This is a genomic window from Bacillus sanguinis, assembly GCF_018332475.1.
GTDB lineage: Bacteria > Bacillota > Bacilli > Bacillales > Bacillaceae_G > Bacillus_A > Bacillus_A sanguinis.
In genome coordinates this window covers 1-26174 of sequence record NZ_BOQB01000118.1, presented here as the reverse complement: position 1 = coordinate 26174, position 26174 = coordinate 1, and the positions used below count along the sequence as shown (strand labels likewise).

General features: G+C 35.9%; 22 protein-coding genes, 3 pseudogenes and 1 other annotated feature. Of the genes and pseudogenes, 8 read left to right on the top strand and 17 right to left on the bottom strand.

Annotated elements, in window-relative coordinates:
- Positions 1-202: pseudogene (locus KI369_RS14225) on the bottom strand (hypothetical protein); the annotation flags it as partial.
- A 217-nt stretch (positions 203-419) separates the two neighbouring features.
- A complete protein-coding gene (locus KI369_RS14220) occupies positions 420-1466 on the bottom strand; it encodes a DUF2332 domain-containing protein (RefSeq protein WP_212956393.1) in 1047 nt (348 codons plus the stop codon).
- A gap of 380 nt (positions 1467-1846) precedes the next feature.
- On the opposite strand from KI369_RS14220, the gene KI369_RS14215 reads away from it, so the two are divergent.
- Complete coding sequence (locus tag KI369_RS14215; RefSeq protein ID WP_000069157.1) at positions 1847-3349, top strand: malate:quinone oxidoreductase; 1503 nt, start codon at positions 1847-1849, stop codon at positions 3347-3349.
- A 45-nt stretch (positions 3350-3394) separates the two neighbouring features.
- Here the strand turns inward: KI369_RS14215 and lsrB are convergent, their stop codons facing one another.
- The 4 genes and pseudogenes from lsrB to KI369_RS14195 form a co-directional block, all read right to left on the bottom strand.
- Positions 3395-4438 (bottom strand): autoinducer 2 ABC transporter substrate-binding protein LsrB, encoded by a 1044-nt coding sequence (lsrB, locus tag KI369_RS14210; protein WP_212956392.1) that lies wholly within the window; start codon positions 4436-4438, stop codon positions 3395-3397.
- Positions 4435-5424 (bottom strand): ABC transporter permease, encoded by a 990-nt coding sequence (locus KI369_RS14205; protein ID WP_212956391.1) that lies wholly within the window; start codon positions 5422-5424, stop codon positions 4435-4437. The genes lsrB and KI369_RS14205 overlap by 4 nt, the downstream gene beginning before the upstream one ends.
- Positions 5421-6374 (bottom strand): ABC transporter permease subunit, encoded by a 954-nt coding sequence (locus tag KI369_RS14200; RefSeq protein WP_212956390.1) that lies wholly within the window; start codon positions 6372-6374, stop codon positions 5421-5423. Before KI369_RS14200 ends, KI369_RS14205 begins: the two co-directional genes overlap by 4 nt.
- Positions 6371-7845, bottom strand: a pseudogene (locus KI369_RS14195) (sugar ABC transporter ATP-binding protein). The gene KI369_RS14200 and the pseudogene KI369_RS14195 overlap by 4 nt, the downstream one beginning before the upstream one ends.
- A gap of 197 nt (positions 7846-8042) precedes the next feature.
- On the opposite strand from KI369_RS14195, the gene KI369_RS14190 reads away from it, so the two are divergent.
- From KI369_RS14190 to lsrF, 4 genes are read left to right on the top strand one after another with little or no spacing between them, the layout of a single operon-like run.
- Positions 8043-8975: a sugar-binding transcriptional regulator gene (locus KI369_RS14190; RefSeq protein ID WP_212956389.1), complete on the top strand. Its 933-nt coding sequence runs from the start codon at positions 8043-8045 to the stop codon at positions 8973-8975.
- Positions 8975-10537 carry an autoinducer-2 kinase gene (lsrK, locus tag KI369_RS14185; RefSeq protein ID WP_212956388.1) on the top strand — a complete coding sequence of 521 codons (1563 nt, stop codon included), beginning with the start codon at positions 8975-8977 and terminating at the stop codon, positions 10535-10537. Before KI369_RS14190 ends, lsrK begins: the two co-directional genes overlap by 1 nt.
- 25 nt (positions 10538-10562) lie before the next feature.
- Entirely contained in the window at positions 10563-10925 is a 363-nt protein-coding gene (locus KI369_RS14180; protein ID WP_000909986.1) for a cupin domain-containing protein, read from the top strand.
- Between the two features lie 6 nt (positions 10926-10931).
- Positions 10932-11714 carry a 3-hydroxy-5-phosphonooxypentane-2,4-dione thiolase gene (gene lsrF, locus KI369_RS14175; RefSeq protein ID WP_212956387.1) on the top strand — a complete coding sequence of 261 codons (783 nt, stop codon included), beginning with the start codon at positions 10932-10934 and terminating at the stop codon, positions 11712-11714.
- Positions 11715-11852: 138 nt separating this feature from the next.
- On the opposite strand, the gene KI369_RS14170 is transcribed toward lsrF, so the two are convergent.
- A complete protein-coding gene (locus KI369_RS14170; protein WP_212956386.1) occupies positions 11853-12356 on the bottom strand; it encodes a GNAT family N-acetyltransferase in 504 nt (167 codons plus the stop codon).
- Between the two features lie 284 nt (positions 12357-12640).
- Here KI369_RS14170 and KI369_RS14165 point away from each other — a divergent pair, with 284 nt between their 5' ends.
- A complete protein-coding gene (locus KI369_RS14165) occupies positions 12641-13243 on the top strand; it encodes a chorismate mutase (RefSeq protein ID WP_212956385.1) in 603 nt (200 codons plus the stop codon).
- Between the two features lie 140 nt (positions 13244-13383).
- On the opposite strand, the gene KI369_RS14160 is transcribed toward KI369_RS14165, so the two are convergent.
- The 6 genes and pseudogenes from KI369_RS14160 to KI369_RS14135 all read right to left on the bottom strand — a co-directional run bounded on the left by KI369_RS14160 (position 13384) and on the right by KI369_RS14135 (position 18185).
- Complete coding sequence (locus KI369_RS14160) at positions 13384-13779, bottom strand: VOC family protein (protein WP_212956384.1); 396 nt, start codon at positions 13777-13779, stop codon at positions 13384-13386.
- Positions 13780-13967: 188 nt separating this feature from the next.
- Positions 13968-14671, bottom strand: a pseudogene (locus KI369_RS14155) (nucleotidyltransferase domain-containing protein).
- A gap of 80 nt (positions 14672-14751) precedes the next feature.
- The gene (locus KI369_RS14150; protein ID WP_212956383.1) at positions 14752-15339 is read right to left on the bottom strand and encodes a hypothetical protein; all 588 of its coding nucleotides are present in this window, start codon (positions 15337-15339) and stop codon (positions 14752-14754) included.
- A 107-nt stretch (positions 15340-15446) separates the two neighbouring features.
- Complete coding sequence (gene hmoA, locus KI369_RS14145) at positions 15447-15773, bottom strand: antibiotic biosynthesis monooxygenase family protein (RefSeq protein WP_212956382.1); 327 nt, start codon at positions 15771-15773, stop codon at positions 15447-15449.
- Positions 15774-15869: 96 nt separating this feature from the next.
- A complete protein-coding gene (locus KI369_RS14140) occupies positions 15870-17090 on the bottom strand; it encodes an MFS transporter (RefSeq protein ID WP_212956381.1) in 1221 nt (406 codons plus the stop codon).
- Positions 17091-17141: 51 nt separating this feature from the next.
- Positions 17142-18185, bottom strand: a complete 1044-nt coding sequence (locus KI369_RS14135) for an ArsR/SmtB family transcription factor (protein ID WP_212956380.1) — start codon at positions 18183-18185, stop codon at positions 17142-17144.
- A gap of 163 nt (positions 18186-18348) precedes the next feature.
- Here KI369_RS14135 and KI369_RS14130 point away from each other — a divergent pair, with 163 nt between their 5' ends.
- The gene (locus KI369_RS14130; RefSeq protein ID WP_212956379.1) at positions 18349-19542 is read left to right on the top strand and encodes a NupC/NupG family nucleoside CNT transporter; all 1194 of its coding nucleotides are present in this window, start codon (positions 18349-18351) and stop codon (positions 19540-19542) included.
- Positions 19543-19591: 49 nt separating this feature from the next.
- On the opposite strand, the gene proA is transcribed toward KI369_RS14130, so the two are convergent.
- A complete protein-coding gene (gene proA / locus KI369_RS14125) occupies positions 19592-20839 on the bottom strand; it encodes a glutamate-5-semialdehyde dehydrogenase (protein ID WP_212956378.1) in 1248 nt (415 codons plus the stop codon).
- 29 nt (positions 20840-20868) lie between these two features.
- A complete protein-coding gene (proB, locus tag KI369_RS14120; RefSeq protein ID WP_212956377.1) occupies positions 20869-21972 on the bottom strand; it encodes a glutamate 5-kinase in 1104 nt (367 codons plus the stop codon).
- 120 nt (positions 21973-22092) lie between these two features.
- Positions 22093-22303: a binding site (T-box leader), on the bottom strand.
- Positions 22304-22642: 339 nt separating this feature from the next.
- Here proB and proC point away from each other — a divergent pair.
- The gene (gene proC / locus KI369_RS14115) at positions 22643-23461 is read left to right on the top strand and encodes a pyrroline-5-carboxylate reductase (RefSeq protein ID WP_212956376.1); all 819 of its coding nucleotides are present in this window, start codon (positions 22643-22645) and stop codon (positions 23459-23461) included.
- A 137-nt stretch (positions 23462-23598) separates the two neighbouring features.
- Here proC and KI369_RS14110 read toward each other — a convergent pair whose 3' ends face one another.
- Together KI369_RS14110 and KI369_RS14105 are read right to left on the bottom strand one after the other, a co-directional pair.
- On the bottom strand, positions 23599-25239 hold the full coding sequence (locus KI369_RS14110; protein WP_212956375.1) for a M20/M25/M40 family metallo-hydrolase: 1641 nt from the start codon (positions 25237-25239) through the stop codon (positions 23599-23601).
- Positions 25240-25314: 75 nt separating this feature from the next.
- The gene (locus tag KI369_RS14105; RefSeq protein WP_212956374.1) at positions 25315-26064 is read right to left on the bottom strand and encodes an IclR family transcriptional regulator; all 750 of its coding nucleotides are present in this window, start codon (positions 26062-26064) and stop codon (positions 25315-25317) included.
- Between the last annotated feature and the right edge of the window lie 110 nt (positions 26065-26174).

Genomic DNA, 26174 nt, shown 5'->3' with positions numbered 1-26174 from the left:
CAAGAACATAGTCTTTATATTCTCCCTCAACGATTTCTAATTGATGAATTGTAAAACCTAATTCTACATCTGAAGTATGTGGCTCTTTTTTTACATTACGATTTTCATATCTCATCGAAATCAATGGCATAGGTTTGTCTAATGTCGCTTCTGCTTTTACTTCTTCAAATACTGAAACAGTTACACCTTCAAAGTTCTTCAAAAAATCTGATGAGCTGAATGAGTTAGCTTCAAAAATTGTACAAGCTACAGCAGAACAAAAGCACATGATCCATTATGGGGTTTAAATGTAATACAAAAAATGCTTAGGATTTCTCCGAAGCATTTTTTGTATGTTACTAATAAATTTATTCCTTAACCATTTAGTCAACGCTTGAGCCTATGCCCCATCTTTTATAAGTGAGTGCCCTCCTATTAATCTAAATAAGCGTCTCCTTCCCAAGCTTCCAACTAAACCATCTCCCATGCCCTTCTGTTTCTCCAACCGTTTCACGATATTGGTTTCCGTTAATATAATAATCAATATGAAGGTCACGGTCCCACATGTTGTTATACAGGTGGAATACATCACGTTTTGCGCCGATTTCTTGCACTTGTTTCTCTAATTTATGTTTTACTTGTTCTGGCATTTGATTTGCGACGTGTGTATGAAAAATACAAATTACAGCATCTTCACTTATTTTTTCAATAATAGATGGTAATAGCTCAACACCGTCTCCTTCTATTAATTGGACAGATTCATTTTTTACTAAAGATGCTGCTTGGTCAAACATTTCAAGCCTTTCTTTATGTTCTGGCCAAATGAGTGCACGTAGCCATAAATAATCTTCATCACTATGTAAATCATTTACATGTAAGTCTAGTCCGATTCTTTCTACGACAGATGGACTTTCTTTTAGAAAATGTGGTACATTCTCCCCTCTTATTTCAGAAGTTACATGTACGTTCGAATTTATATTTCCGTATATTCCATCTGTTCCGTACGAATAGCTATATTGGTCCCAAAATAGTTGTAATCCAGAACTTGTCCCAATTTCGATTAACGCTAATGGCTTTTTCACTTTATTAAATATATAGCAGAAACTTGGGTATAAGTACGCACATCGCCTTACTTCATTCGTTTGAACGAGTTTCGTTTGTAACAAAGTAATGATTTCTTCTCGGTACTCTTTACAAAAGTCTTTAAAATGATCAAACGCTTGGTCTAAATTTGTATTCTTATTTTCAACTAAGCTACTATAATACGTTTTTAACTGATGTTCTTTCCCTGCAAGTAATAAATAATGTACGGCGCCTAATAATAAGTTTGGTACTGGTTGGCCTACTTGAGCGTAGGAAGATAGTGTAAGCACTTCCTCATCTTCAGCAATTTGTATTGATAAGTATTCATATAAGTCACTTGACCCTTTACATTCCTTTATTGAAAAGTTTCGAAATAAGTTTGCGATTTGTTCTTGTGTACGCATTGGTATCCCTCCTTTTATTTTTACAGAATAATCTTACTATTTATAGCGCAAAAATCCCATAAAAAGGTATCCTTTCTACCTACTTTACGATACGTAAGCTTTTTCGAGATAATTTCAAACTGTAATTTTTTTCTATTTACCACCTTAAAAGAGCTTGTTAAATAAGATTTTTGGCGAATAAAACGTTAAATAGTTTAAAATTATCAGATAACACTAGATATTTTAGTCTATTAATTATTATAATAGAGTATGAGATGGTTATACAATTGAGACAAAAAAGGTAAATACCTAGGTGGGGCCTAGGCGGTGTTTTCAATTTACGGCTTAGATATAAAAAACACCTACTCTTTTTTGCCAATATAGGGGATGGAGAGATTATCATGAGCAACATGCAGCAAAAAACAGACGTTATCTTAATTGGTGCAGGAATTATGAGTGCAACGTTAGGCTCATTACTAAAAGAATTAGCACCTGAATGGGAAATTAAAGTTTTTGAAAAACTCGCAAGTGCCGGGGAAGAAAGCTCTAACGAATGGAATAATGCAGGTACAGGGCATTCTGCGCTATGCGAACTGAACTATACTTCCGAAAAATCTGACGGATCTATAGATATTAGTAAGGCTGTAAAAGTGAATGAGCAATTTCAGCTTTCAAGACAATTTTGGGCATATCTTGTAAAAAGTAAATTAATTCGCAATCCACAAGATTTTATTATGCCTCTACCTCATATGAGTTTAGTACAAGGTGAAAAAAATGTTGAGTTTCTAAAAAACCGTTTTGAAGCGCTTTCAAAAAATCCGCTGTTTCAAGGTATGGAATTTTCCGATGCTCCTGAAACATTAAAAAAATGGCTTCCACTCATTATGGAAGGACGTACACCTAATGAACCGATGGCTGCAACGAAGATTGACTCTGGAACCGATGTTAACTTCGGTGCATTAACTCGTATGTTGTTTGATTACTTACAAACGAAAAATGTCGAGCTAAACTACAAACATAGCGTCGAAAATATTAAACGTACAAAGAATGGTTTGTGGGAAGTAAAAGTACACGATATGAATAGTGGTAAAATCGAACATCATACTGCAAAATTCGTCTTTATCGGCGGCGGTGGCGGTAGTCTACCTCTTCTACAAAAGACTGGTATCCCTGAATCAAAACATATCGGTGGATTCCCTGTAAGTGGACTATTTATGGTATGTAAAAATCAAAAAGTTGTAGAGCAACATCATGCGAAAGTATACGGTAAAGCTAAAGTTGGCGCTCCGCCAATGTCTGTACCTCACCTTGATACGAGATATATAGACAATAAAAAAGCTTTACTATTTGGACCGTTCGCAGGGTTCTCTCCTAAGTTCTTAAAAACTGGCTCAAACCTTGACTTAATTGGTTCTGTAAAACCGAATAACGTCTTAACGATGTTAGCAGCTGGTGTAAAAGAAATGGGATTAACAAAATACTTAATTCAGCAAGTTATGTTATCGCACGAAAAACGTATGGAAGAATTACGTGAATTCATTCCGAACGCGAAAAGTGAAGATTGGGATATCGTAGTTGCTGGGCAACGTGTACAAGTAATTAAAGATACTGATGCTGGCGGTAAAGGAACACTTCAATTCGGTACAGAAGTTGTAAGTGCAGCTGACGGTTCAATCGCTGCATTACTAGGTGCATCACCGGGTGCCTCTACTGCCGTTCATGTCATGCTTGAAGTGTTAGAAAAATGTTTCCCAAGCCGCATGGTAGAATGGGAAGGAAAAATAAAAGAAATGATCCCTTCTTACGGCATTTCACTAACTGAAAATCCAAGATTGTTCCAAGACCTTCACACTTCGACTGGTCGTACACTTGGATTAAATGAAAAAGAAACAGTTCATAATTAAAGAAGAAATTAAAAACGTCCGATACATTCGGACGTTTTTTCGTTACTAGAAATTATATTTATCAATATTATCCTTCGTAAATACGACTCGCTCTGGCAATACGATAATTCCGTTTCCTTCTGCCTCATAATCGTAACCTTGGATGGAGTTTGGCTCTACTTTCACTTTTCCGATTCCTTTTACTTCAAAGCTATCCCCAACTTTTAACTTCTTTCCTTTTACAACAATTTCATTTGCAACATACGTTGCGAGTGCACCTTGCTGTTTTACATCCCATAACCCAAATTGCGCTACTGTTCCTCGTTTTACGTAATCACGCATAACATTTGGTGTAGAGAAGCCAGTTACGACTACTTTTTTATCCATTTTCAAATTTTCAGCTGCTTGTGCCATTGCTGGAAGTGCCGTTGCATCTGGACAAATGACGGCGTTAATATCCGGATACGTTTTTAATATGTTCTCCCCTACAGACAAAGATTTTTGCGCATTATTTTCACCGTATTGCGTCGTTACAATTTCCCAGTTTGGATATTTCTTTTTAATAATTTCTTTCGCTTTCGTTACCCATTGGTTTTGATCCGTTACTGTTGGACTAGAATAAAAGAAGGCTACTTTTCCTTTATCTCCAATTTGTTTAGAGGTCATTTCTATTAATAAATTAGCAAGTTGGTCTGGTGTACCTTGGCTTATATAAAATGAACGGTCTTTCGGATTCACATCAGAGTCCCATGTTAACACCGTCATCCCTTTTTTCTTAGCACGTTGCAGTGATTGCGATAAACCATCAACTGACGTTGAAGAAACCATAAGTGCATCATAGTTTTGGTTAATGAAATTGTTTATATATTTTACTTGCCCAGAAACACTCGCTTCAGATGGTCCATCGTATTTCACTTTTACACCTAGCTTATCCCCCATCTCTTTTGCTCCTTCACCGCCCGATGTAAAGAAGCCAACTCCTGTTAATTTGGGGATAAATGCAAATTTCACATCATCCGCTTTTTTCTTATCTGCAGTTTGACTAGAACAGGCAATTAAACCGATTAAACAAATACATACAATGAATACAATCCCTAGTTTTCTTTTCATGACATTTCCCCCTTATGCAAATTCTTTCTTTTCCCCAGTGTGAATTGATGTAATTTAGAATGTCTCATAATAACTGAAAGTATAAGGATAATACCAATTACTACGTTGGATTGTTCATTTGTTAAACCCGTCATTTGCAAGCCATACTGCATAAGCCCAATGAAAATACTCGCCAGTACAGTACCGATAATGCTTCCTTTTCCCCCTGTAATAAGTGTCCCGCCTAATACAACTGCTGTAATGATTGGTAAAATTGTTTCACTTCCCATATCAGCACGTGCAGAACCGAAATAGGCAGTTAAGAAAGTCCCTCCTAATCCACCTCCTAACCCGGAAAGCATGTAAGCAATGATGACTACTTTTTTCGTTTTAATCCCGGTGTATTTTGCTGTATTTTCGTTCGCACCTGTTAATTTTACATGACGCCCGTATATAGTTCGGTGAAATACTACAGTACATAAAACTGTTAATACGATCAGTAGCCATAATAAATTCGGTATTCCTATAAAACTACCGTTTGCCAGTTGTATAAATGCGTCTGGTAAACCACTTATTCCTTCATACCCAGAAGCACCTGCCCCTCCTGAAATGACGAGTGCAATTCCTCCGTATAAAAACATCGTTCCAAGTGTAACGATGAGTGGTTCTACATCTGTCATTTTTATAATAAGTCCGTTTAAAGCGCCTGCTAAACAACTAATTATTAGGGCTATTATGACAGCAAACAAAATAGGTATTCCGTGCATCCAAAGTACACCAATCAAAATCGAAGTAAGCCCCATTATTGAGCCGACCGATACATCAATTCCTCCTGTTACTATAACGAAAGTCATTGGTATCGCCGCAATTGCGATAAATAGGAAATCATTTGTACTAAAAAGGAGATTACTAATATTTAAGAAATCACTATTGATTAAACTAAAGAGAATGAATTCTATAAGAAGCAATACAATTAGAACACCTTCCCATCTGTATACATACTTCATAGATTCATCCTCCTTTCTGCCTTCCACTTTTTCATAACACTATCCAGTATGATGATAAGTAATAATAAAAAACCTGAAATAGCATTATTCCAAAATGCTGGTATTTTTAAAAAGACGAGTGAACTGCTTATTGTTTCTAAAAATAATGCTCCTAATGCAGCTCCAAATAAAGATCCTGTTCCTCCTTTTAAATGAATTCCTCCTAGTACAGCGGCTGCGATTACTTGTAATTCTAATCCTGTACCAGTTTGATTTGGAATGAACCCGATATTCATAACAAATATGCAACCAGCGAGCGCAGCACTTATGCCTGAAATCATAAACGCATATATCTTCACTTTATTAACAGGTATACCAATAAGTCTCGCGCCATCTTCATTATCACCTACCACATAAAAGTATCTTCCAAATGGCACTTTCCTTAAAAAGAAGTATAGTAGTAGTAAAATAATAAGAACGAACCATACAGTTATAGGTAAACCAAGAATGACGATAGATGACAGCTGCTTAAAATCGTTTGGAATATCTTCAATCCACTTCCCGCCTGTGAAAATTAACATCGCACCTCTAATAATTCCTAACATGCCTAATGTCATAATAATGGCTGGTACCCGAAACTTCGCAACGCCAATCCCGTTTACGAAACCGATAATAGCGCCAAGTGTAATAGCAGCAAATATCGACAAGGATGCACTATATTCATTCGTTAACATCATTCCGCAAACTGCTGCACTTAACCCCATGCTTGAACCAACTGATACATCTATATTTTTCGTAAATAAGACGAACGATTGGCCAATTGCTAGCACGACTAAAATAACACTTGATTTCACCATGAAAGATAACGAGTTAAATTGAATAAAACTAGGGTTTATCATTCCGACAATAGCTATATAAATTAGTAGTAACGTTATGATAGACGTTTCGTGCATTTTTAACATGCGTTTCATTCCGCTACACCTCCGTATGCAAGGCGTGTAACTTCATTCACACTCAGTTGTTCTTTTTCCATATGAGAAACAAATCGTCCATTTCTCATTACATATACACGGTTTACTAATTGAACAATTTCTTCAACATCTGAAGAGATTAATAAAATTGCGAGTCCTTCCCTTTTCATTTTTTCTATCGTCTCATACACCTCAAGCCTCGCTTTCGCATCAATTCCGCGAGTCGGCTCATCAAGAATAATAATTTTAGGATTACATGCGAGATACTTTGCAAGCACGACCTTCTGCTGATTACCTCCTGATAAAGATGCCAGTTCTTCATTCATATTCTGTACAACAATTCGGAACTGTTCTATAAACGAATTAACTAAAGCGCTTTCTTTTTCTTGATTTATAAAAAAACGATTATTTTGCTGTAAACTTGCTGCTGCAATATTTTCTTTAACAGAAGCAATTGAGAAAATTCCATTCCTCGCCCTATCCTCTGGCACATAAACTAATCCTTCGTCTAGCCTTTTATGCAAAGAGCATGTATCAATTGATTTTCCATCTAATAAAATAGACCCTGTTTTTACAGGTTTCAATCCAAATATCGCTTCTGCTAATTCCGTTCTGCCCGATCCAACAATGCCAGCAATACCTACAATCTCACCAGCATGTACAGTGAATGATATATTTTCGAATGCGTGACCATTTATTTCAATCACTTCTAATATTTTTTTCGTCCTTGCTGTCTCTTGAACTACTTCTATTTTCTCTTTCTGTTTATACCCTTTTGGCAATAGTCCCTCCATCAGCATGTCATATGTATAGTATCTCCTTGACTTACAATCATTCCATCTCGTAATATTGCTACTTTGTTAGCAATTTCAAAGATTTCTGGAAAACGATGCGTAATATAAATCATCCCAATTCCTTTTTCTTGTAAACTTTTCATCAACACAAAAAGACTCTTAATTTCGTGAGTTGTTAATGTCGATGTTGGCTCATCTAGAATAAGAATCTCGGCTTCTCGTATTAATCCTCTAACAATTTCTACTAACTGTTGTTGCGCAATCGATAATGATCCTCCTAGTTCATTAAGGTCAATACCCCATCCTAGGCTGCTAATCAATTGCTGAATTTGTACTCTTAATTTCTTTTTCTTTTCTTTTAACCCGATACATATATTTTCTTCAATAGTCATATGTGGAAAAATGAGCGGTTCTTGCGGTATTAAATAAATACCTTTTCGGTGTGCTTCTGACGGATTTGAAAACTGTTGCTTCGTTCCTTTTACATACATTTCTCCATCATCATACGAATATAAACCCGTTAATATTTTCATTAATGTTGATTTCCCGGCACCATTCCCTCCAACTAAAGCATATATATCTCCGCGCTCTACTTGAATATTCACTTCTTTTAATACAAGTTGATTTGAAAACGCCTTACTCATTTTTTTCACTTGTAATAAAGATGCGTTCTCCACATGATGTCACCTGCCTTTATACAGAACATTTTTTGAGAAAATGATTATTTGTTCTACTTGTTTTGTAGCATTGTATATTCCTTTTTTTATATCTAGAACACTTTTTTCTACGTACTATTAATCGTTTCAACTGGAATAAACAAAATATACGGCACATATGTTTAAGCATTGGTCAATTGTTGAAAGGGATGACGAGTATGACACAGCTGAACTTTGAAGAGAATTTATTAACGAAAATAGCTTGGTACTACTATAAAGATCAATTAACTCAACAGGAGATCGCTTCACTTCTTCATATTTCTAGAAATAAAGTCGTCCGGTTATTAGATAAGGCACGTAGTGAAGGTATCGTTACCTTTCACGTAAAAGGTACTGGTTTGCACTGTTTAAGTATTGAGCGTGACCTAATGAAAAAATTCCACTTAAAAGATGCTTTTATTATCCCGCCCCCAGTAAACAATTATCACGATTCTCTCGGAAAAGCTGCTGCGCAATATTTAGAAACTCAGCTTCAACAAGGTGATTTACTTGGCATTGGCTGGGGTGAAACCATTAGTAAAATGCTAGAAAACATTCATTTTGAAAGCTCTATTAATCTTTCAATCGTAACGTTAACAGGCGGAGTAAACCACTATCTCCCGAGAAAACAAAACTATTTACACTACATGCATGGCGACCTTCACATTATCCCTACGCCGTTTCTAGCATCTACAACCGAAATGGCACAAAGTATTTTATCAGAACCAGGTGTAAAAGATATGCTTCATGTCGCTTCACTTGCTCAAACAGCAGTTGTCGGTATTGGCGGTTTATCTCAAGATGCCACTATTGTAAAAGAAGAAAAACTTACACTTCGTGAAATGACATATATTCGCAATCAAAATGGCGCTGGAGATATTTTAGGTCAGTTTTATAATACAAATGGCGATTTATTAGAGCTCCCGCATCACAATCGCCTAATTGGCACACCTCTCTCTATTTTGCGCAATATGAGGCATGTCGTTGGTGTTGCTGGAGGTACAGAAAAGATAAATGCAATTTTTGGTGCTTTAAAAGGAAGGTTCATTCATACATTAATTACCGATGAGGAAACGGCCCTCTCCTTATTACGAAAGGATGGTGATTTTTAATGTCTCATTTATTAGCTTTTGATGCTGGTACAGGAAGCATTCGAGCTGTTCTTTTTGATTTACATGGTAGTCAAATTGCAGTAAGTCAAAAAGAATGGATTCATAAATCTGACCCTCGTTACCCAGGTTCTATGAATTTTGATGTAATAGAAAACTGGCAGCTTGTACAACAGTGCACGAAAGAAGTTCTACAAAAAAGCAATACTCCCGCCTCTTCTATTCTTGCTATTAGCGCGACAAGTATGCGAGAAGGTTTTGTTTTATACGATAAGGATGGGCAAGAAATATGGGCTTGCGCAAATGTTGATGGGCGCGCATCTGCTGAAGTTAGTGAACTAAAAGAAATTCGGTCACATCTTGAAGAAGATTTATATACAAGATCTGGTCAAACTTTTTCATTAGGTGCTTTACCACGCCTACTTTGGATTAAAAAACATGAGCCAGATGTCTATAGCAATATTCATTCTTTTACGATGTTAAACGATTGGATTTTATATAAATTAAGCGGCGTACTACAAATCGACCCCTCAAACGGATGTACGTCCGGTATTTTTGACTTACAAAATAGAGTGTGGGATAACGATGTCGCTAAAGAATGCGGTCTAACTTTACCATTTGTACCAACAGTAAATGAAGCTGGTACAGTAATTGGCAACGTTACAAAAGAGTGTGCCACATTAACTGGATTACGTGAAGGAATTCCTGTCGTCGCCGGGGGCGGAGATGCACAAATGGCATCACTCGGAACTGGAGTAGTTAAACGTAATCAAACATTAATATGCGGAGGAAGTTTTTGGCAGCAAGAAGTGAATGTTACTGAGCCAATTACGGATCCACATGCTTCAATTCGTGTAAATTGTCACGTCGCACCTAACCTATGGCAATATGAAACGATAGCCTTTTTCCCAGGCCTTGTTATGCGCTGGTTTCGAGACGCTTTTTGCCAAGAGGAAAAGAAACTTGCTGACAAACTCGGTGTAGATGCTTATGAATTATTAGAAGAACAAGCGAAAGACGTACCGGTCGGTTCACATGGCATTATCCCTACTTTTTCAAACGTTATGAACTATATTTCTTGGCGTCATGCTGCACCTTCTTTTTTAAATTTAAGTTTAGACGCTGACAAATGTGGCAAAAAAGAACTGTTCCGCGCTATTGAGGAAAATGCCGCCTTTGTTACACTTGGCAACTTAAAATTAATAGAAAATCTCACAGGAACATTCCCTTCTGAAGTCGTGTTTGCTGGCGGTGCTGCTAAAGGGAAACTATGGCCACAAATTCTATCAGACGTACTCGGAATACCTGTAAAAGTACCAGTTGTGAAAGAAGCAGCTGCTTTAGGAACTGTGATTGCTGCTGGAGTTGGTGCTGGCATTTATTCATCTATGGAAGAAACTGCTGAACAGTTTGTACAGTGGGAAAACACATACGAACCAGTTACTGAAAATCACGAACTATATAAAGAGTTCTATGAAACATGGAAAACCGTATATGACAGTCAGCTCTCTTTAGCTGATAAAGGGCTCACCTCACATATGTGGATTGCGCCTGGTGCACTGTAACAGATTACATAAGGGAGTGAAAAGTATGTTAAAAGCGAATGAAAATGACTTCTCCTATCGCTTCGGTGATAACGGGCCGAAATATTTAATACAAGGTCCGAATATTGATCTTGGCCTTGTTGTCATTCAGCCTGGGCAGGAGTTTCAAAATCACTATCATACGACGTGCGAAGAAGTCTTTTATGCATTAGAAGGTGAAATAGATTTCTATGTAAATAATGAAAGAGTTCCGATCAAACAAGGCGATGTCCTGCAAGTTCGCCCTCATGAATCTCACTATCTTATTAACCATTCTGACAAACCTTTTAAAGCAGTTTTTATTAAGTCACCGCATTTACCAAATAAAGATACAGTACAAACGGAAAATCCAACATTAACGAAGGAGTGATTTCAAATGACTTGGGGATTTAAAAATCGATTAAATACAATTTTACCTGATGGCAGAGCGGTTATGTTAGCGATAGATCACGGCTACTTTTTAGGGCCAATTCACGGGCTAGAACAACCACTTGAAACAGTTAAAAACTTACTTCCTTATACGGATTCCCTCTTTTTAACGCGCGGTGTACTTAGCTCCTGTATTCCTGAAAACTGCAGCACACCGATGGTTATGCGTGTTTCAGGCGGAGCTACTGTCGTCGGTAAAGACTTAGCGAATGAAACAATTGTTACCCCTGTAAAAGAAGCAGTGAAACAAAACGCAATTGGCGTCGGCGTTTCTGTTTTCGTCGGATCAGACTATGAAACACAAACAGTTTCAAATCTCGCAAATGTAGTTTCAGAAGCTCACGATTACGGTTTGCCAGTACTCGGCATTACTGCTGTTGCGAAAGAATTACAAAAACGTGAAGCTCGCTTTCTTGCACTCGCTTCCCGCGTATGCGTTGAAATGGGTGCTGACATTATTAAAACGTATTACTGCGAAGGATTCGAAAAAATCACCAGCACTTGCCCTGCCCCAGTCGTAATCGCTGGTGGTCCAAAACTAGATTCCATTGAAGACGCATTAAACATTACGTACAATGCACTGCAAGAAGGCGCAATCGGCGTAGATATGGGCCGAAACATATGGCAATCTGAACATCCTGCTGCTATGATTCAGGCGATACATGGTATTGTGAAGAATGGATTGAGTGTGAAAGAGGCGCTGGAATTATATGATGATGTGAAAAATTAAAGTAAAAGATAGACTATTACACTTAAATATATACAAAATCAATATTTACTATAAGGAAAAGCCCCTATGTTAGATTACTGAATAACCTAACATAGGGGCTTTCTTTTACCTTTTTTCGTTCCAGATTTGGTCAGGTCTCTACAGATCACGTACGTTCCAAACAATCTCACCACGTTCACCAAACGTACTGTGATGCCGCTTAAACCCTATCTTTTCTAATACCCGGAAAGACGCCGTATTCCAAGCACCTACAGTAGACCAAAGTCTATGGCGACCCGTAGCAATCGCAGCCTCCAGCACGGCTGATGCTGCCTCTGTCGCATAACCATTACGATGAACACTTTGGAACAATTCGTATGCAATCTCCGGCTCCTCAAGCGTGGCACGCCCAATAATTAAGCCACAGTATCCGATGAAATCCCCTTCTTCTCGCCTACGTATAGTAAGAAGAGAAATACCATTTTCAGTTGCTTTCTTGCGCATTTCGATAAGACTGCTACGAACAGAGTCCAGGGATGGCATGTCTACACCACGTTCACCAACTAATTTTCTAAGCCAAACTGCATCGGATTCCTCCCACATATTCAGGTCGAGTCGTTCCGTTTTTAACTGGAACGCCATATCTTTAAATACAGCTGTCATAGCGGTAACCTCCTATTTATATCACTGTACTACTTATAATAGTTTCGTACTGTACCATATGGGAAACCTGCTTGATTCTCTAGATTTTCTTGCATTAGGATACATTATTATTATTATTATTTTATACATAATTAATTTCTCTGCAAAATAGACCGGGTTATGAAACTTCATTTTAAATCTACAATATTTGATTTATGAATATCTTTAGGTTTTCACTTAATTTTTACATTAAAAAATATATCGTCCTTTCTTATTTGTTAAAATAAAGAAAAGGAGGAATGATTATGAAACGAATGGGTTTTGAACGCCCTACTGATTATTACGATGAAAGATTATATACTATCGATGAAAAAATTTGTGCCCTATTAAAAGAACGAAAAGAACTTTCAGATGGTGATCCAGGTTTTCCACATGATGAAGCGATTTATAAATGGGCAAAACAATACGGATTTTATCCAGACTATCTAAATTCATTATTCTCTTCCATGATGGACGAAGGTGAATTTAAACCTCGTGTCGAACCAACTACATTCAAAAAACATATACCTGTTTTTAAATCTTATGAACATAATGGTATCATGTATACCGTAACTTTTATTCGGCAATATGCAAATGCTAGTGTAGTTTATTTATATAGCGATTGGGATTCCACTGATGAAATTTTTAATGAAAATAAGCCTCATAGTTTCTTCCAATTATCAATAGATGATACATATGACTGCTGGTCAGAAGGTGGCGGTGGCACTGATGGACATTTTAGTCATCATTTCGTTATATCTCCTGCCCTTCCTGATAATTTGTCTGGAATAAGCTTACGATTTAAAGAACTCAATATGCCGTTTCGGAAGGATCAAGCTGTGTTTGAATTTGAAATTAAGATAGATTAATAAAGAAGCTGTCTCACAAGCCATTTTCCTGACTAAAATCCGTTTATTTTTACTTTTATGTCCCTTAAAATAATCAAGCCCCTTTCCAAACTGGATAAGGGGCTTGATTTATATCTGCAAACAATTACTCTTGTTAATCGCTATTGAACTTTCTTACCGTCTTTATAGTCAAGGCAGGACACTTCAATTAATAACCCATTAAACATTGAAAAATAAAAACCATAACTACTACCTCTCATAGAATACGGTGCCTTTTCTATTTCAATGCCACCAGCTACTAAACGATTATATGCTTGATCAACTTCATTTGAAGTATCCACTAAAAAACCAATATGAAAAGCTTCTGAATACATCACTTCCTTATTCCCCTTAAATGCTTTGGGGTCGCTTAGCACAAGTATAAATCCACTCTCATCACTCAATACTACTAGCGCTTTTCCCTTTTGCTCCAAAAATTGAAAATCAAAAAATGTTTCAAAGAAATGTCTCGCTTCTGATAAATCATCAACACATAGATTTAAATGATTTAACTTCATTCATCTCCTTTTAAGCAGAGGGTATGTAGACTACTTAAATATGTGGGGAAAGATATTCAAGCGTTTAGTCTAAGGCTATGCTTTATAGTCTAATACTTTTTTCTATAGCCTAGAACGCTTTTTTTATAAATGCAATTACATGAACCAGTCGACGTGATATATTAATGTACCTATATAAAATAGCCACATTATTTACTTTTTAAATTGTGTAAAACCCACTCAATCAAAAAATTGCTGAAGAGGTACGCTCTGTCGTAGCACCTAAAAATAGTTTATGAAGTAATGCCTCCAAATGGATTGGTTTATTAGGCAACACTTGAATATACCTTAAAACAGATCCGGCTGGCGGTACTGGCTTATTATTAATAGCCCATATCCCTTCTATCAATGTCCAAGTTGACGTATGAACTATGTATGAAGCTTTTAACTCATCATTTCCTTTCAAAGCAGACTGAGTTTTAATTAATGAACTATGCAACCAATGAGATATGCCCTTTACTTTGTCGCTAGAAACACGATAGTTTTCAAATTCATATGCAGCTATTTCCTTTAACTTTTTCAACTCATTGCTTCTATCAAACAAAATTTCTCCTTCTGAAAATGAGTATAGTTCCATCGGATTGTTTTTAAAGTTTACTTGAATTTGATTAAAATCTGCACTCTTATATTCGACTAAAATACCTTCTCTCGTTTCAGAATGAAATTTTTTCTTTTGTCCTTCTTCTAAAAGAATATAGAAATCTAAATCCGAATCAGGATATGCATCGCCTCTTGCGACAGATCCAATTAGCATGAATCCATGTACCTTTTCCATAGATAAGGTTTCCGCTACTATTGTTTGCACTAATTTTTCATGTTGTTCATGTTTAATAAATATTTGTGCTGCTAACATTTGTAACCTCCAAACATATTATTATGACGTTATTCGTTACCTAAAAACATTGTACTTCTCTTATATCTTTATCTATATACTTATTTAACAATTGTCAGTTCATATACAATTGCGTCTTCACTACTTTTTGTTTGATCTTGAATCGTTACAATATCTCCACCTTTGATTTTCGAAGCATTCATTACTTTTACCATCTCTGGTGGAACAACACCTCCATCGTTCTCTTTATTTAGCGGTAACCACTTTACTGATTTATCAGTCACTTCTAAAATTTTATATTTAATTTTGCCATCATATTTTATTTCACCAACAAGATCTTTTACTAATGTTGGTGTATATTTACCCTCTTCTTTTTTCAAAGAGATATAATCACCTATATCTAGGATACCGTTTCTTTTAGGCGCCTTCCATTTTGTTGGGTTTAAATCATTTAAACTTACTTTCACACTATCTTCTTTATTTGAGCTATCATCTTTTAGAAATATTTCATTATAATTCTTATCAAGAATAATATACTCCTTCTGCTCTACTATTTTTGCACTGCTTTCACGTTTTTCTTCCTCATTCTTAGATACTTCTTCTTTCACATTATTATTACTACACGCTGATAATAATGACGTTGCAAAAGCTGCCATTAGTAATATTCTCTTCACTTCATTTACCTCCATTTATAACGAAACAATTAAACATATATCACATCCATATTTTACTATAAATCGAAAAAAGAGGATATTTGTTTATTAATAAACAAATATCCTCTAACTTTAACTATATATTACGACTGTTGATAAGCCGCTTTCGATGATTTTACATAATAAACTGCGTGATCAACGTTAATGATATGATCTGGTTTTGGTTTGCCACGGCTCGCTCTATGTCCTGCTAAATGCTCTTCACTTGTTTCCCATTTTTTCCAAGCATCTTCAGATTCCCAGCGAATCATAACGACTACTTCTTCATCTCCACGTCTTACTTTTTTCACAAGAACACTCAAGTCGATAAAGCCTTCAAATTTTTCAATAATACCTTCTCCAGTAAAACGTTCTACAACTATATTTGATGTACCTTCTTTTACTGTAAATGTTTTCGTTTCGATAAACATATATCCCACTCCCTCTTTGTAATACAAATACGACTATTCTTCTATTATAGTTGATTATGATAATTATTTTCAATTAAAAAGTTATAATTATTTGAATTATGCTGTCTTCTCTTCTATCGCCTCATCTAAAAATTTGAAATATGGAAGGAATAATCCTATTAAAGAAGTAACACATATAATCGCACCAATTATAAAGTATAGTGCTCTTATCCCCCACATTTCACTTAGTATGCCTCCTAATAACACACCTAACGGCATAGCAGATCGTATGAAAAATAAACGCACTGAAAACACTTGTCCTATCATATTATTTGGGACGGTTTGTTGGCATATCGTTGTGTTATAAACATTGAAAAAGGCAATACAAATCCCTGCTATTACTTCAATTATTATTGCAATGATAATGCTATGATTGAACCCTAGCGAAATGTATGTAAGTCCCCCTATAAACAATCCTCCAAGCATAAGTATACGCCGACTTTTATATGTTACTTTTCCGACTAGTATAGATCCAACTACATAGCCAAGTGGGAATCCGGCCATAAAATAACCATATTCCGCATATCCCGCTGACAGCTCGTCTTTTATGTAAGGAAGATTTGTGACCATCGTTACTCCTACTCCAAATTGAACGAAAGTTAGAAATATACCGAGCCAAACGATGATTGGTTTTGTGAAAAAATATGTAAAACCGTGAAGAAATTGTTCTAGCCACGTTTTCCGAATGGGTTGCGACGTTCTATTTTCTTTTATATAAAGTAAGAAAGTGCCACTAACAAATAAACAAATGCATACGAAAGATAATGTAAGTTCTGTTCCAATCAAATGAATGACTACTCCCCCTAATACGGGTCCAAGAAACATCATCAGACGGGCCATTCCATCAATATACGCATTCGCGTCTTGAAGCTGTTCTTTACTTACAATACTCAGTGTAATTGCTTGACTTGCAGGTGTATACAGCGGCGTAATAAGTCCTATTATTATTTGGACGACATATATGTGCCAAATTTCTATACTGCTAGTAAGTAACATAACTAACGGTAGTAAGAAAACCAAAGCTCGCACCCATTGTGAAAAAATCATAATCCACTTCCGGCTCCATTTATCAATAAATGGACCACTTATTAGTTGTAGTATAAGTGACGGGATAAAATATAATAACCACATACTACTTAATGCTGTTTTTGACCCTGTTAATTCGTAAACAAGAATTGAATTACATAACGTTCCGAATCCCCCTCCTAATTCTGATATTGCACTACCAATCCACATAAAAAAGAACGAACGATTTTTCAATACATTTTTCAATTTCATACACCAACTTTTCTTTTATATTCCTCCCTTTATGTACATTCTCGTTGTTAATTATCTATTCAAAAACATATCTAATTCTTTCGCTAACGATTGTACTGCTTTCTTTCTTAATACATATTTCCCGTCATGTATATCAACTAACTTCGCTGCACGTAACAATTTCAAATGGTGGTGTACTGTCGACTTACCGAGTTGCAGTCTTTCTGTAATTTCCTGTAATGTTCGTTCTTTTTCGAACAACATTTTTACAATGCGTAATCTCGCTTCATCTCCAAGCGCTTTATGTTTTTGAACTAAAAAATAATTCGGTTCATATGGATCTTCAGGATGGATACTTTCGTTTGCGACTGGATAATGAAATACTTTCGTATCTTCAATATCCGCCTCAATATTCCACGGCCTGTACGTCATTTGCGGGATAAGAAGTACATTATGAACACTTGGCTCTGGCATATAGTTCACACCTCCAGTCGCCCACTCGACAAACTCTTCTGGTTTCATCTTTTTATTCATTTCATTTTTCGCTTCATAATCTCGTTTTAATATTGTTAGTATTTGCTCTTCCTCTTTCTGAATAACACTCTCATACCAACCTGTCATAACAGCAATTAAATGGGATTTTAGCACTTGTACATCAACATCACATATAAAACGAATATACGTAGAAAAAAACGGATGTTCTTGTGTCAGTTCTATTAGTTCATGTATTGCAGTTATATCTCCACTTGCTGCTAAATGTCTTTGCCCTTCATACTTCTCACCTAAAAAGGGTAAACATATATACTTCAAATCTACTTCTGAAAGCGAATCGATTTTAGCATGAAACTGTGATACGTCCTGAAACTCTTCCTTATACAACAACTGAAGCAACGCTTTCCACGTATTATGTTCTTCTACAAACTGTAATTGCTCTCTCATCGCTTTTGTTAATGATTGTCTAGTCTCTTCCCATTCACTTTGAGACTTTTCAAGTGTATCAATTAACCTTTTATGAGTAATCGCTGCAATGCCAAGTGCACATTCGAAAAGTATCGAATATTTTACTTGAACGTTATAAGTTTCCCTCTTTCTACTCGTTATGTGATAAACCTCCATTTTTATCCCTCCTTGTTTGCTATATATTAAATTCTATTTTTATCGAATTTATCCTTCTATATTTTTAGAATTCATAAAATTTAAGTTGAAATACACTCATTCTAAATTAAGAAGAATAGGAGCTTTTTTATATACAAATAATAATCTTCAAGGAGTTGTTGATATGCACTTTATATTAAATATGTTAGGAATTTTCGTAGTCATATTAATCGTTTACTTATGTTCGCCTAATAAAAAACATATAAAATGGAGACCAATCGTAATCCTCATCATACTGGAGCTTTTTATTACGTGGTTTATGTTAGGCACAAAGCTAGGCAGTATTATCATTAATAAAATAGCGTCATTTTTCAGTTGGCTACTGGCATGTGCAAATGAAGGAATTCGATTTGCATTTCCTTCTGCTATGGAAAATCAAACAATTGATTTCTTCTTTAGCGCATTACTTCCTATCATTTTTGTTATCACGTTCTTTGATATTCTTTCTTACTTTGGAATCTTAACCTGGATTATTGATAAAGTAGGTGCAATTATTTCAAAGATTTCTCGTTTACCAAAGTTAGAAAGCTTCTTTTCGATTCAAATGATGTTTTTAGGAAACACGGAAGCACTTGCGGTTGTCCGTGATCAATTATCCGTTTTAAAAGAAAATCGTTTATTAACTTTTGGAATTATGAGTATGAGTAGCGTTAGCGGATCCATTCTTGGCGCTTATTTATCGATGGTTCCAGCTACATATATTTTCAGCGCAATCCCTTTAAACTGTATTAACGCATTAATTTTAGCCAATGTCTTAAACCCTGTTGAAGTCCCGAAAGAAGAAGATGTTGTTTACACACCTTCCAAACATGAAAAAAAGGATTTCTTTTCTACTATTTCAAACAGTATGTTAGTCGGTATGAATATGGTTATCGTTATTTTAGCTATGGTAATTGGTTATGTAGCATTAACTGCATGTTTAAACGGGATATTAAGCTTTTTCGTAACAGGTTTAACAATTGAAAAAATATTCTCCATTATCTTTAGTCCTTTTGCGTTTTTACTCGGCTTATCAGGCAGTGATGCTATGTATGTAGCTGAATTAATGGGGATTAAAATAACGACGAATGAATTTGTCGCAATGATGGATTTAAAATCAAACTTAAAGTCTTTACAACCGCATACGGTTGCGGTAGCAACAACATTTCTAGCATCTTTCGCTAACTTTAGTACAGTAGGTATGATTTACGGAACTTACAATTCATTATTTGGCGGCGAAAAATCAGCCATAATCGGTAAAAATGTTTGGAAGCTTCTTGTTAGCGGAATGGCAGTTTCCTTATTAAGTGCTATGCTCGTTGGGCTTTTTGTATGGTAAATAATTTTTAAAATAAAAGACACCCAAACAAATTGAGTGTCTTTTATTTTTATTTTCGAATTTGTCCATTTCCACGAATGACGTATTTTGTAGAAGTTAATGCAGGAAGCCCCATTGGTCCCCTTACGTGTAGCTTTTGTGTACTGATGCCAATCTCAGCTCCGAATCCGAATTCAGATCCATCAGTAAAACGAGTTGATGCATTGTGATACAGCGCAGCAGCATCAACAGATACGAAAAATTTGCTGACGATTTCCTCGTTTTCTGAAATAATCGCTTCAGAATGCATAGATCCATACGTATTTATGTGATGAATCGCTTCTTCTATAGAAGAAACTACTTTCACTGCCAGCGTGAGTGCTAAAAATTCTGTACCCCAATCTTCTTCTGCAGCAAGTACGATTGATGAATCAATTGCCAATGCTTTTTGATCACCACGTAACTCCACTCCTTTTTCCTTCAAAGTTGAAAACAACTCGCTACCATATTGCTCTGCCCACTTCTCATGAAGTACAATCGTTTCAATTGCATTACATACAGATGGACGCTGCGTTTTTGCATTTATAATAATATCAAATGCCATTTGTTTATCCGCTGTTTCATCAATGAAAACATGACAGTTTCCCGCACCTGTTTCAAGTACTGGAACAGACGCTTCCCTCACAACAGTATCGATTAATTGTTTGCCACCTCTTGGAATAAGAACGTCTAGATAATCATTCATTGTAAACAACTGCTTTGCGCTATCTCGCGTTGTATCTTCTATAAGCTGTACACATTCTGGAGGCAAGCTTGTTTCTTTAAGCGCTCGGTGAATAACGGAAACGATGGCTTTGTTAGAATGAATAGCAGAAGAACTTCCACGTAATATAACTGCGTTTCCTGTTTTCAAACAAATTGTAGCAGCATCTACTGTTACATTTGGCCTTGCCTCATAAATCATGCCAACAACACCAAGTGGTACACGCATCACCTGAATAGATAATCCATTTAGCCTTTCCCATGCACTTACACATTCTCCTACAGGATCACGTAATTCAATTAGCTGCTTAATCCCTTCTGTCATATCAACAATACGCTGTTCATTCAGCATAAGGCGATCAAGGAGAGAATCAGAAAACCCTTTTGCCTTACCTTCTTCAATATCCCTCTTATTTTCTTCTAAAATATAAGCTGTTTCTAATATTAACTGATGAGCTATTGCGGAAAGTGCTTCGTTTTTTTGCTCTGTAGATTTAAGCACAAGCTCTCTAGCGATCTCTTTCGCCTTCTTTCCCTTTGCCAACACTTCATTCATTTTTATTTCCTCCTTTTTAATCCCTCTTCTTAAAATGAAACCCAATAATCCCTATGGATGACTTCATAACTATGCCTTTCGCCTCTTGCTTGAATATGTTGGCTTTGCATACCTTTTACATCTCTTAGCTCCTCTGCGCTATATGTGCATTGTCCTTTTCCAATCACGCGTCCTTGTTGCGTCATTACTTCTACGACTTCGCCCACTTGGAAAAACCCTGAAACATTAGTAACACCAGCAGGAAGAAGACTCTTGCCATGCTGAATGATAGCTGTAGCTGCTCCAGCGTCTATTTCAATTCGTCCGCTAACAACCGAATGCAAAGCGATCCATTGCTTATTCATCTTCATTTCTTTTTGAGGGGCATTTCCGACATATGTACCATCACCTTTGCCCTTCAAAACATCTACAAACTTCTCTTGTCCACGTCCTGTTCCGATAAATACACTCGCGCCAAGAGAGAGTGCTGTCTTTGCAGCATCGATTTTTGATTTCATTCCGCCAGTCCCAAGTTTTGAGCCAGCATCTCCTGCAAGAGAAGCGATTTCTTCTGTAACTTCAGGAAGGAAATAATATTTTTTCGCATCCTCGTTTTTTTGAGGATTTTTGTCATATAAACCGTTCACATCCGTAAAAACCATCAGCATATCCGCCGAAACAAGTCCGCTTACTAAAGCTGACAGCATATCATTATCACCAAACGTTAGCTCCTCTAAAGAGATGGAATCATTTTCATTAATGATTGGAAGAGCAGAACGGTTTAGTAACTCTCCTAAAGTAGCGTAAGCGTTGCTATATTGTTCTTTTCTAGAAAAATCACTTCTCGTCAGCAATAGTTGCGCAGTAACGATACCATATTTACGGAATTCCTCCGTGTACGCCTGCATTAACAAACTTTGTCCGACAGCTGCAGCTGCCTGTTTTCCTTTAATTGTTACAGGTCTGCTAGGATATCCTAGCGCTGAAAATCCTGCAGCGACGGCCCCAGATGTAATTAACAAAACTTCATGCCCTTCCTCTTTCAATCGAGCTAATGCGGCAACGTGATCTGAAAGCTGTTCTTTAGAAATGCCTCCGTGACTATCTGCCAAAGAACTACTTCCAATCTTTACAACAATGCGTTGTTTTTTCACTTTTGTATCCCCCAAGTCTAAAATCAAAGTTTTTTATACATTACACTTCTATTCTCATCAGTGCTGTATCTAGCCTATTTCAGAGCAAAATAAAAATGACCGATTCGCCCTTAATAAAATAAAAAGGACGAAACGGTCATTGTTCCGCGGTACCACCTTAATTGATATACATAGATATCCACTTGGCGCCTATAACGCAGGCGAACGCCTAAACTTTCATTTAAGACTCAGGGATAGGTTCGATATATTCTATACGAGGAATCTTTCAGCCGGTGAATTCCACTCTCTTTCGCAAGAAGACATATGTACTATTTCCCTTCAACGATTTTCGGTTTAATTTTTTTATATTATGCGATATAGTTTGTTTTTGTGTCAAGAGGTATTTTATAAAATAAATAGAGCGACAAGTTCTTGTATGAAATGATTGCCCTAATGAATGAAAATACAAATCGATATAAGTTTAACACATATACTTAAATATAAAACCTCAAATTATAGTGTATATATTTACAGAATATCGAATATAATTGATTTTTATCTTTTACTGTTGCAAAAAGATATATATTCTCTTAGAATGTTTCTTTATATTGCACGGAGATGTTATTGTTATTTTAAGATAACAATTTCGAATTGATATAATTTATGATAAAAGGAGCAAGATTGAGTAACTATGGACAAACAAATTGGATTTATCGGATGCGGAAATATGGGGATGGCTATCATTGGCGGGATGCTAAATAAATATATAGTGTCTTCAAATAAAATCATTTGTTCAGATTTAAACACGACGAATTTAGAAAATGCTAGTGAAAAGTATGGGATATCTATAACTACTGACAACAATGAAGTCGCTAAAAATGCTGATATTTTAATTTTATCAATTAAACCAGACTTATACACAGCAGTAATTAACGAAATTAAAGAAGTGATAAAAAACGATGTTATTATCGTAACAATCGCTGCTGGAAAAAGCATCAAAAGTACAGAGGATTCTTTTAATAAGAAGCTAAAAATTGTACGAGTAATGCCTAATACACCTGCTCTTGTTGGAGAAGGAATGTCTGCATTATGCCCGAATGAAATGGTGACAGAAAAAGATTTAGAAGATGTGCTAAACATTTTCAATAGTTTTGGTCAATCAGAAATTGTAAGTGAAAAATTAATGGATGTTGTAACATCTGTAAGTGGTTCTTCACCAGCATACATATATATGATTATAGAAGCGATGGCAGACGCTGCTGTACTAGATGGTATGCCAAGAAATCAAGCATATAAATTCGCTGCTCAAGCTGTGTTAGGCTCTGCAAAAATGGTACTAGAAACAGGAATACATCCAGGTGAATTGAAAGATATGGTTTGTTCTCCTGGCGGAACAACGATAGAAGCTGTAGCAACTTTAGAGGAAAAAGGTTTACGCACAGCCATCATTTCAGCGATGCAGCGCTGTACACAAAAGTCTGTTGAACTATCTGGTCAAACGAAAAAGTAAAACTATATAAGAAATCATACTAACTATGAATTTAATTAGAAATACACTACATGATAAACGGCCAAACGCATATATACTTGAGTTTGGCCGTTCCAACTTTTAATTATATTAAAATAACTTTACTTATTCCTTCCCTTCTATACTTGTGTAATTTTATTAGAAACAAGTAATTTTTCAATACATTTCGGTAACATATCTAATAGTGTTTCAAATGCGTAATTTACATCTAGACGTTCTGTCCATTGATGGGCATCTTTTCCTACTGGCCCCATATTTAATACTGGAACGTCAAACTCTTCTAGTTCCTTTAGTGGAATCGAATAGCCTTTATCCCATAATGGCATATTGTCTACAAGTGAACTCATTGAATGTAGTGGATTCTGTAAGCCCACATAGCTCAAATCTGAAATTCCTCCAAAATAGTTTTGGTTTTCAAATGTAATATTATGATTGAAATGTGCATACTTCTCCATTTCTCCAACTACTTCTTTAATTAACTGATTGTTGCGTGAACTTACAGCTGGGTAGTACGGCGGTGCAAAGAATATCACAATCATCGGTGCCTTTTCTTTACATAAAATAGCTAGTTTATCTACTAAATCAATTGTTACTGCACGATCATCTTTATCTTCTCTATTTTTTATTATACTAGATTGAATATCATCTATTTTCTCTTGCCCATGTTGTTCAATGGCATAAGCAATAAGCTCTTCATACGTTAATACATTTACTTTCATATTAGGCGGTATAAAGGGGTTATATTTAGAAAAACGATATGCTTGCTTTTCATATGATTCTTCTATTTTCTCTGCTACTTTCGTTACTTTTTGACGTAACAATGAAACGACATCTGTCATTGATTTTTCTAGTAAAAACAAATTAAATAATGTAACGGCACGATGCGGAATTTGGACAGAATAATCCTCTTTTAAGTCTCTTTGAAGTAAGTTAGTTGGCGGAGGACTCGCTTCCCCTTCTACAATATCACAAAGGTCTGTATTCAACTCTAATTCTGCTGTTATTAATGAAGCCATATAACTCCCATTTAAGCCTGCAAAAGGTTCACCTACATGTGTCTCTTTTCCGTAGCAAAGAAATCCAGGTAACACTTTACCAATAGTACCAGTATAAATATACTTATTTTGGTCACCAGGGTGTCGTGAAAACATAGGCTCTGAATTTAATACCGTTTTATAATCCAAGTTGTGTTCTCTTGCTAACTCTAGTAGTCTTGGCACAGCAGCTCTCATCCCGACAGAATTTACTTCTTCATCTGGAACAGCTAGTAAAAGAACATTCCCATCAAATCTTCCTTCGCAAGCTTGCTCAATCATTGCCATTTGTAAAGCTAGACCGCATTTCATATCCATTGTTCCTCTACCAAACAGCCAATCCCCTCGTTCTATATCTTCACGTACATGGTCTGGTAGTTCATCTTTATGAGAATAAAACATAGACGTTAACTTTTTAGGATTGAATGCATCTTCTTTCCACACTCCGTAATCTTGTACATCTACAACATCAAAATGACTAACTAGAATTACTGTATTTTTTGTACGATCGCTTTTCTTTACGAGGGCTGTAACAAAATATCGTCCGTCCCCCGTCGGATTTTTTTGCAAATGATGCGGGTTTTCTTTGAAGTACTGTAAATCAGATAATTGTTCCACAACAAAGTCTGGCAATATTACTTCAGCTTCTGTACCTGTAATACTAGGAATTTCAACAAGACTGCTTAATAATTGAATCAATTGTTCTTTTGATTGCCACTTTGACATATAAATCCCCCTGTTTTTCCGTATTATGAAAATGAATTCCAGTATATGAATAAAAAATGACGACAGCTATCAAAATTATAGTTCTGATGTACTGCCGATTTTTATTGATATTTCATGTGCTGCTTGTTTTACCTTACTAATAAGAAAAGATAGTCGATCATCATTAATGCGATGACTAATTAATCCAACACTTAATGCTCCTACTACTTTATGATTAAATCCAATAATAGGTGCAGCTACTGAAGCTGTTCCTTCTGTTTTTTCTCCATAACTGACAGCATATCCTTCGTTTCTTATTTGCTTTATTTGTTCAAGAAGAACTTGCTTTTGTTCTGGTAAAGCAGAAAGTAGCTGTTCAACAATATATTCCATTTCACTCTCTTTCATATTGGCAAGCATCGTTTTATTTGCGGCACCAATCGAAAGAGGAATCTGTTCCCCTAAGTTATCGATAACTCGAATTTTTAAAGGGCTATCAATTCTTTCAATGATAATAGAATGTGTTCCATTTGGAATGTTCAAATACACACTTTCTTCCACTTCATAGGCCAATCTCTTCATTACTTCTCTTGCGACTGATCTGTAGTCAACCTTCTCCAATTGTCGTAATCCTATTTCCATCCACATTGGTCCAATTTTGTACTGTTTCGTCTCTGAAATTTGCGTAACTAACCCATGCTCAATTAGAGAGTTAAGTAATCTATGTACTGTACTAACTGGGAGATGTGTTCTGTCCGCTATATCAGAAATGGCCCAATACTCTTTTTCATTAGTAGAATTTAATAACTTTATAATACTTATCGCTCGATCAATGGACTGTACCATAACTCACCTCTACTTGACTTGTAATATGTTAGTGCGCTCAATTACCTATCAATTTAACAAAAATTCAAAATGAAATCAATCTATTTATTTAATTTTCTAAAAATAAAAAT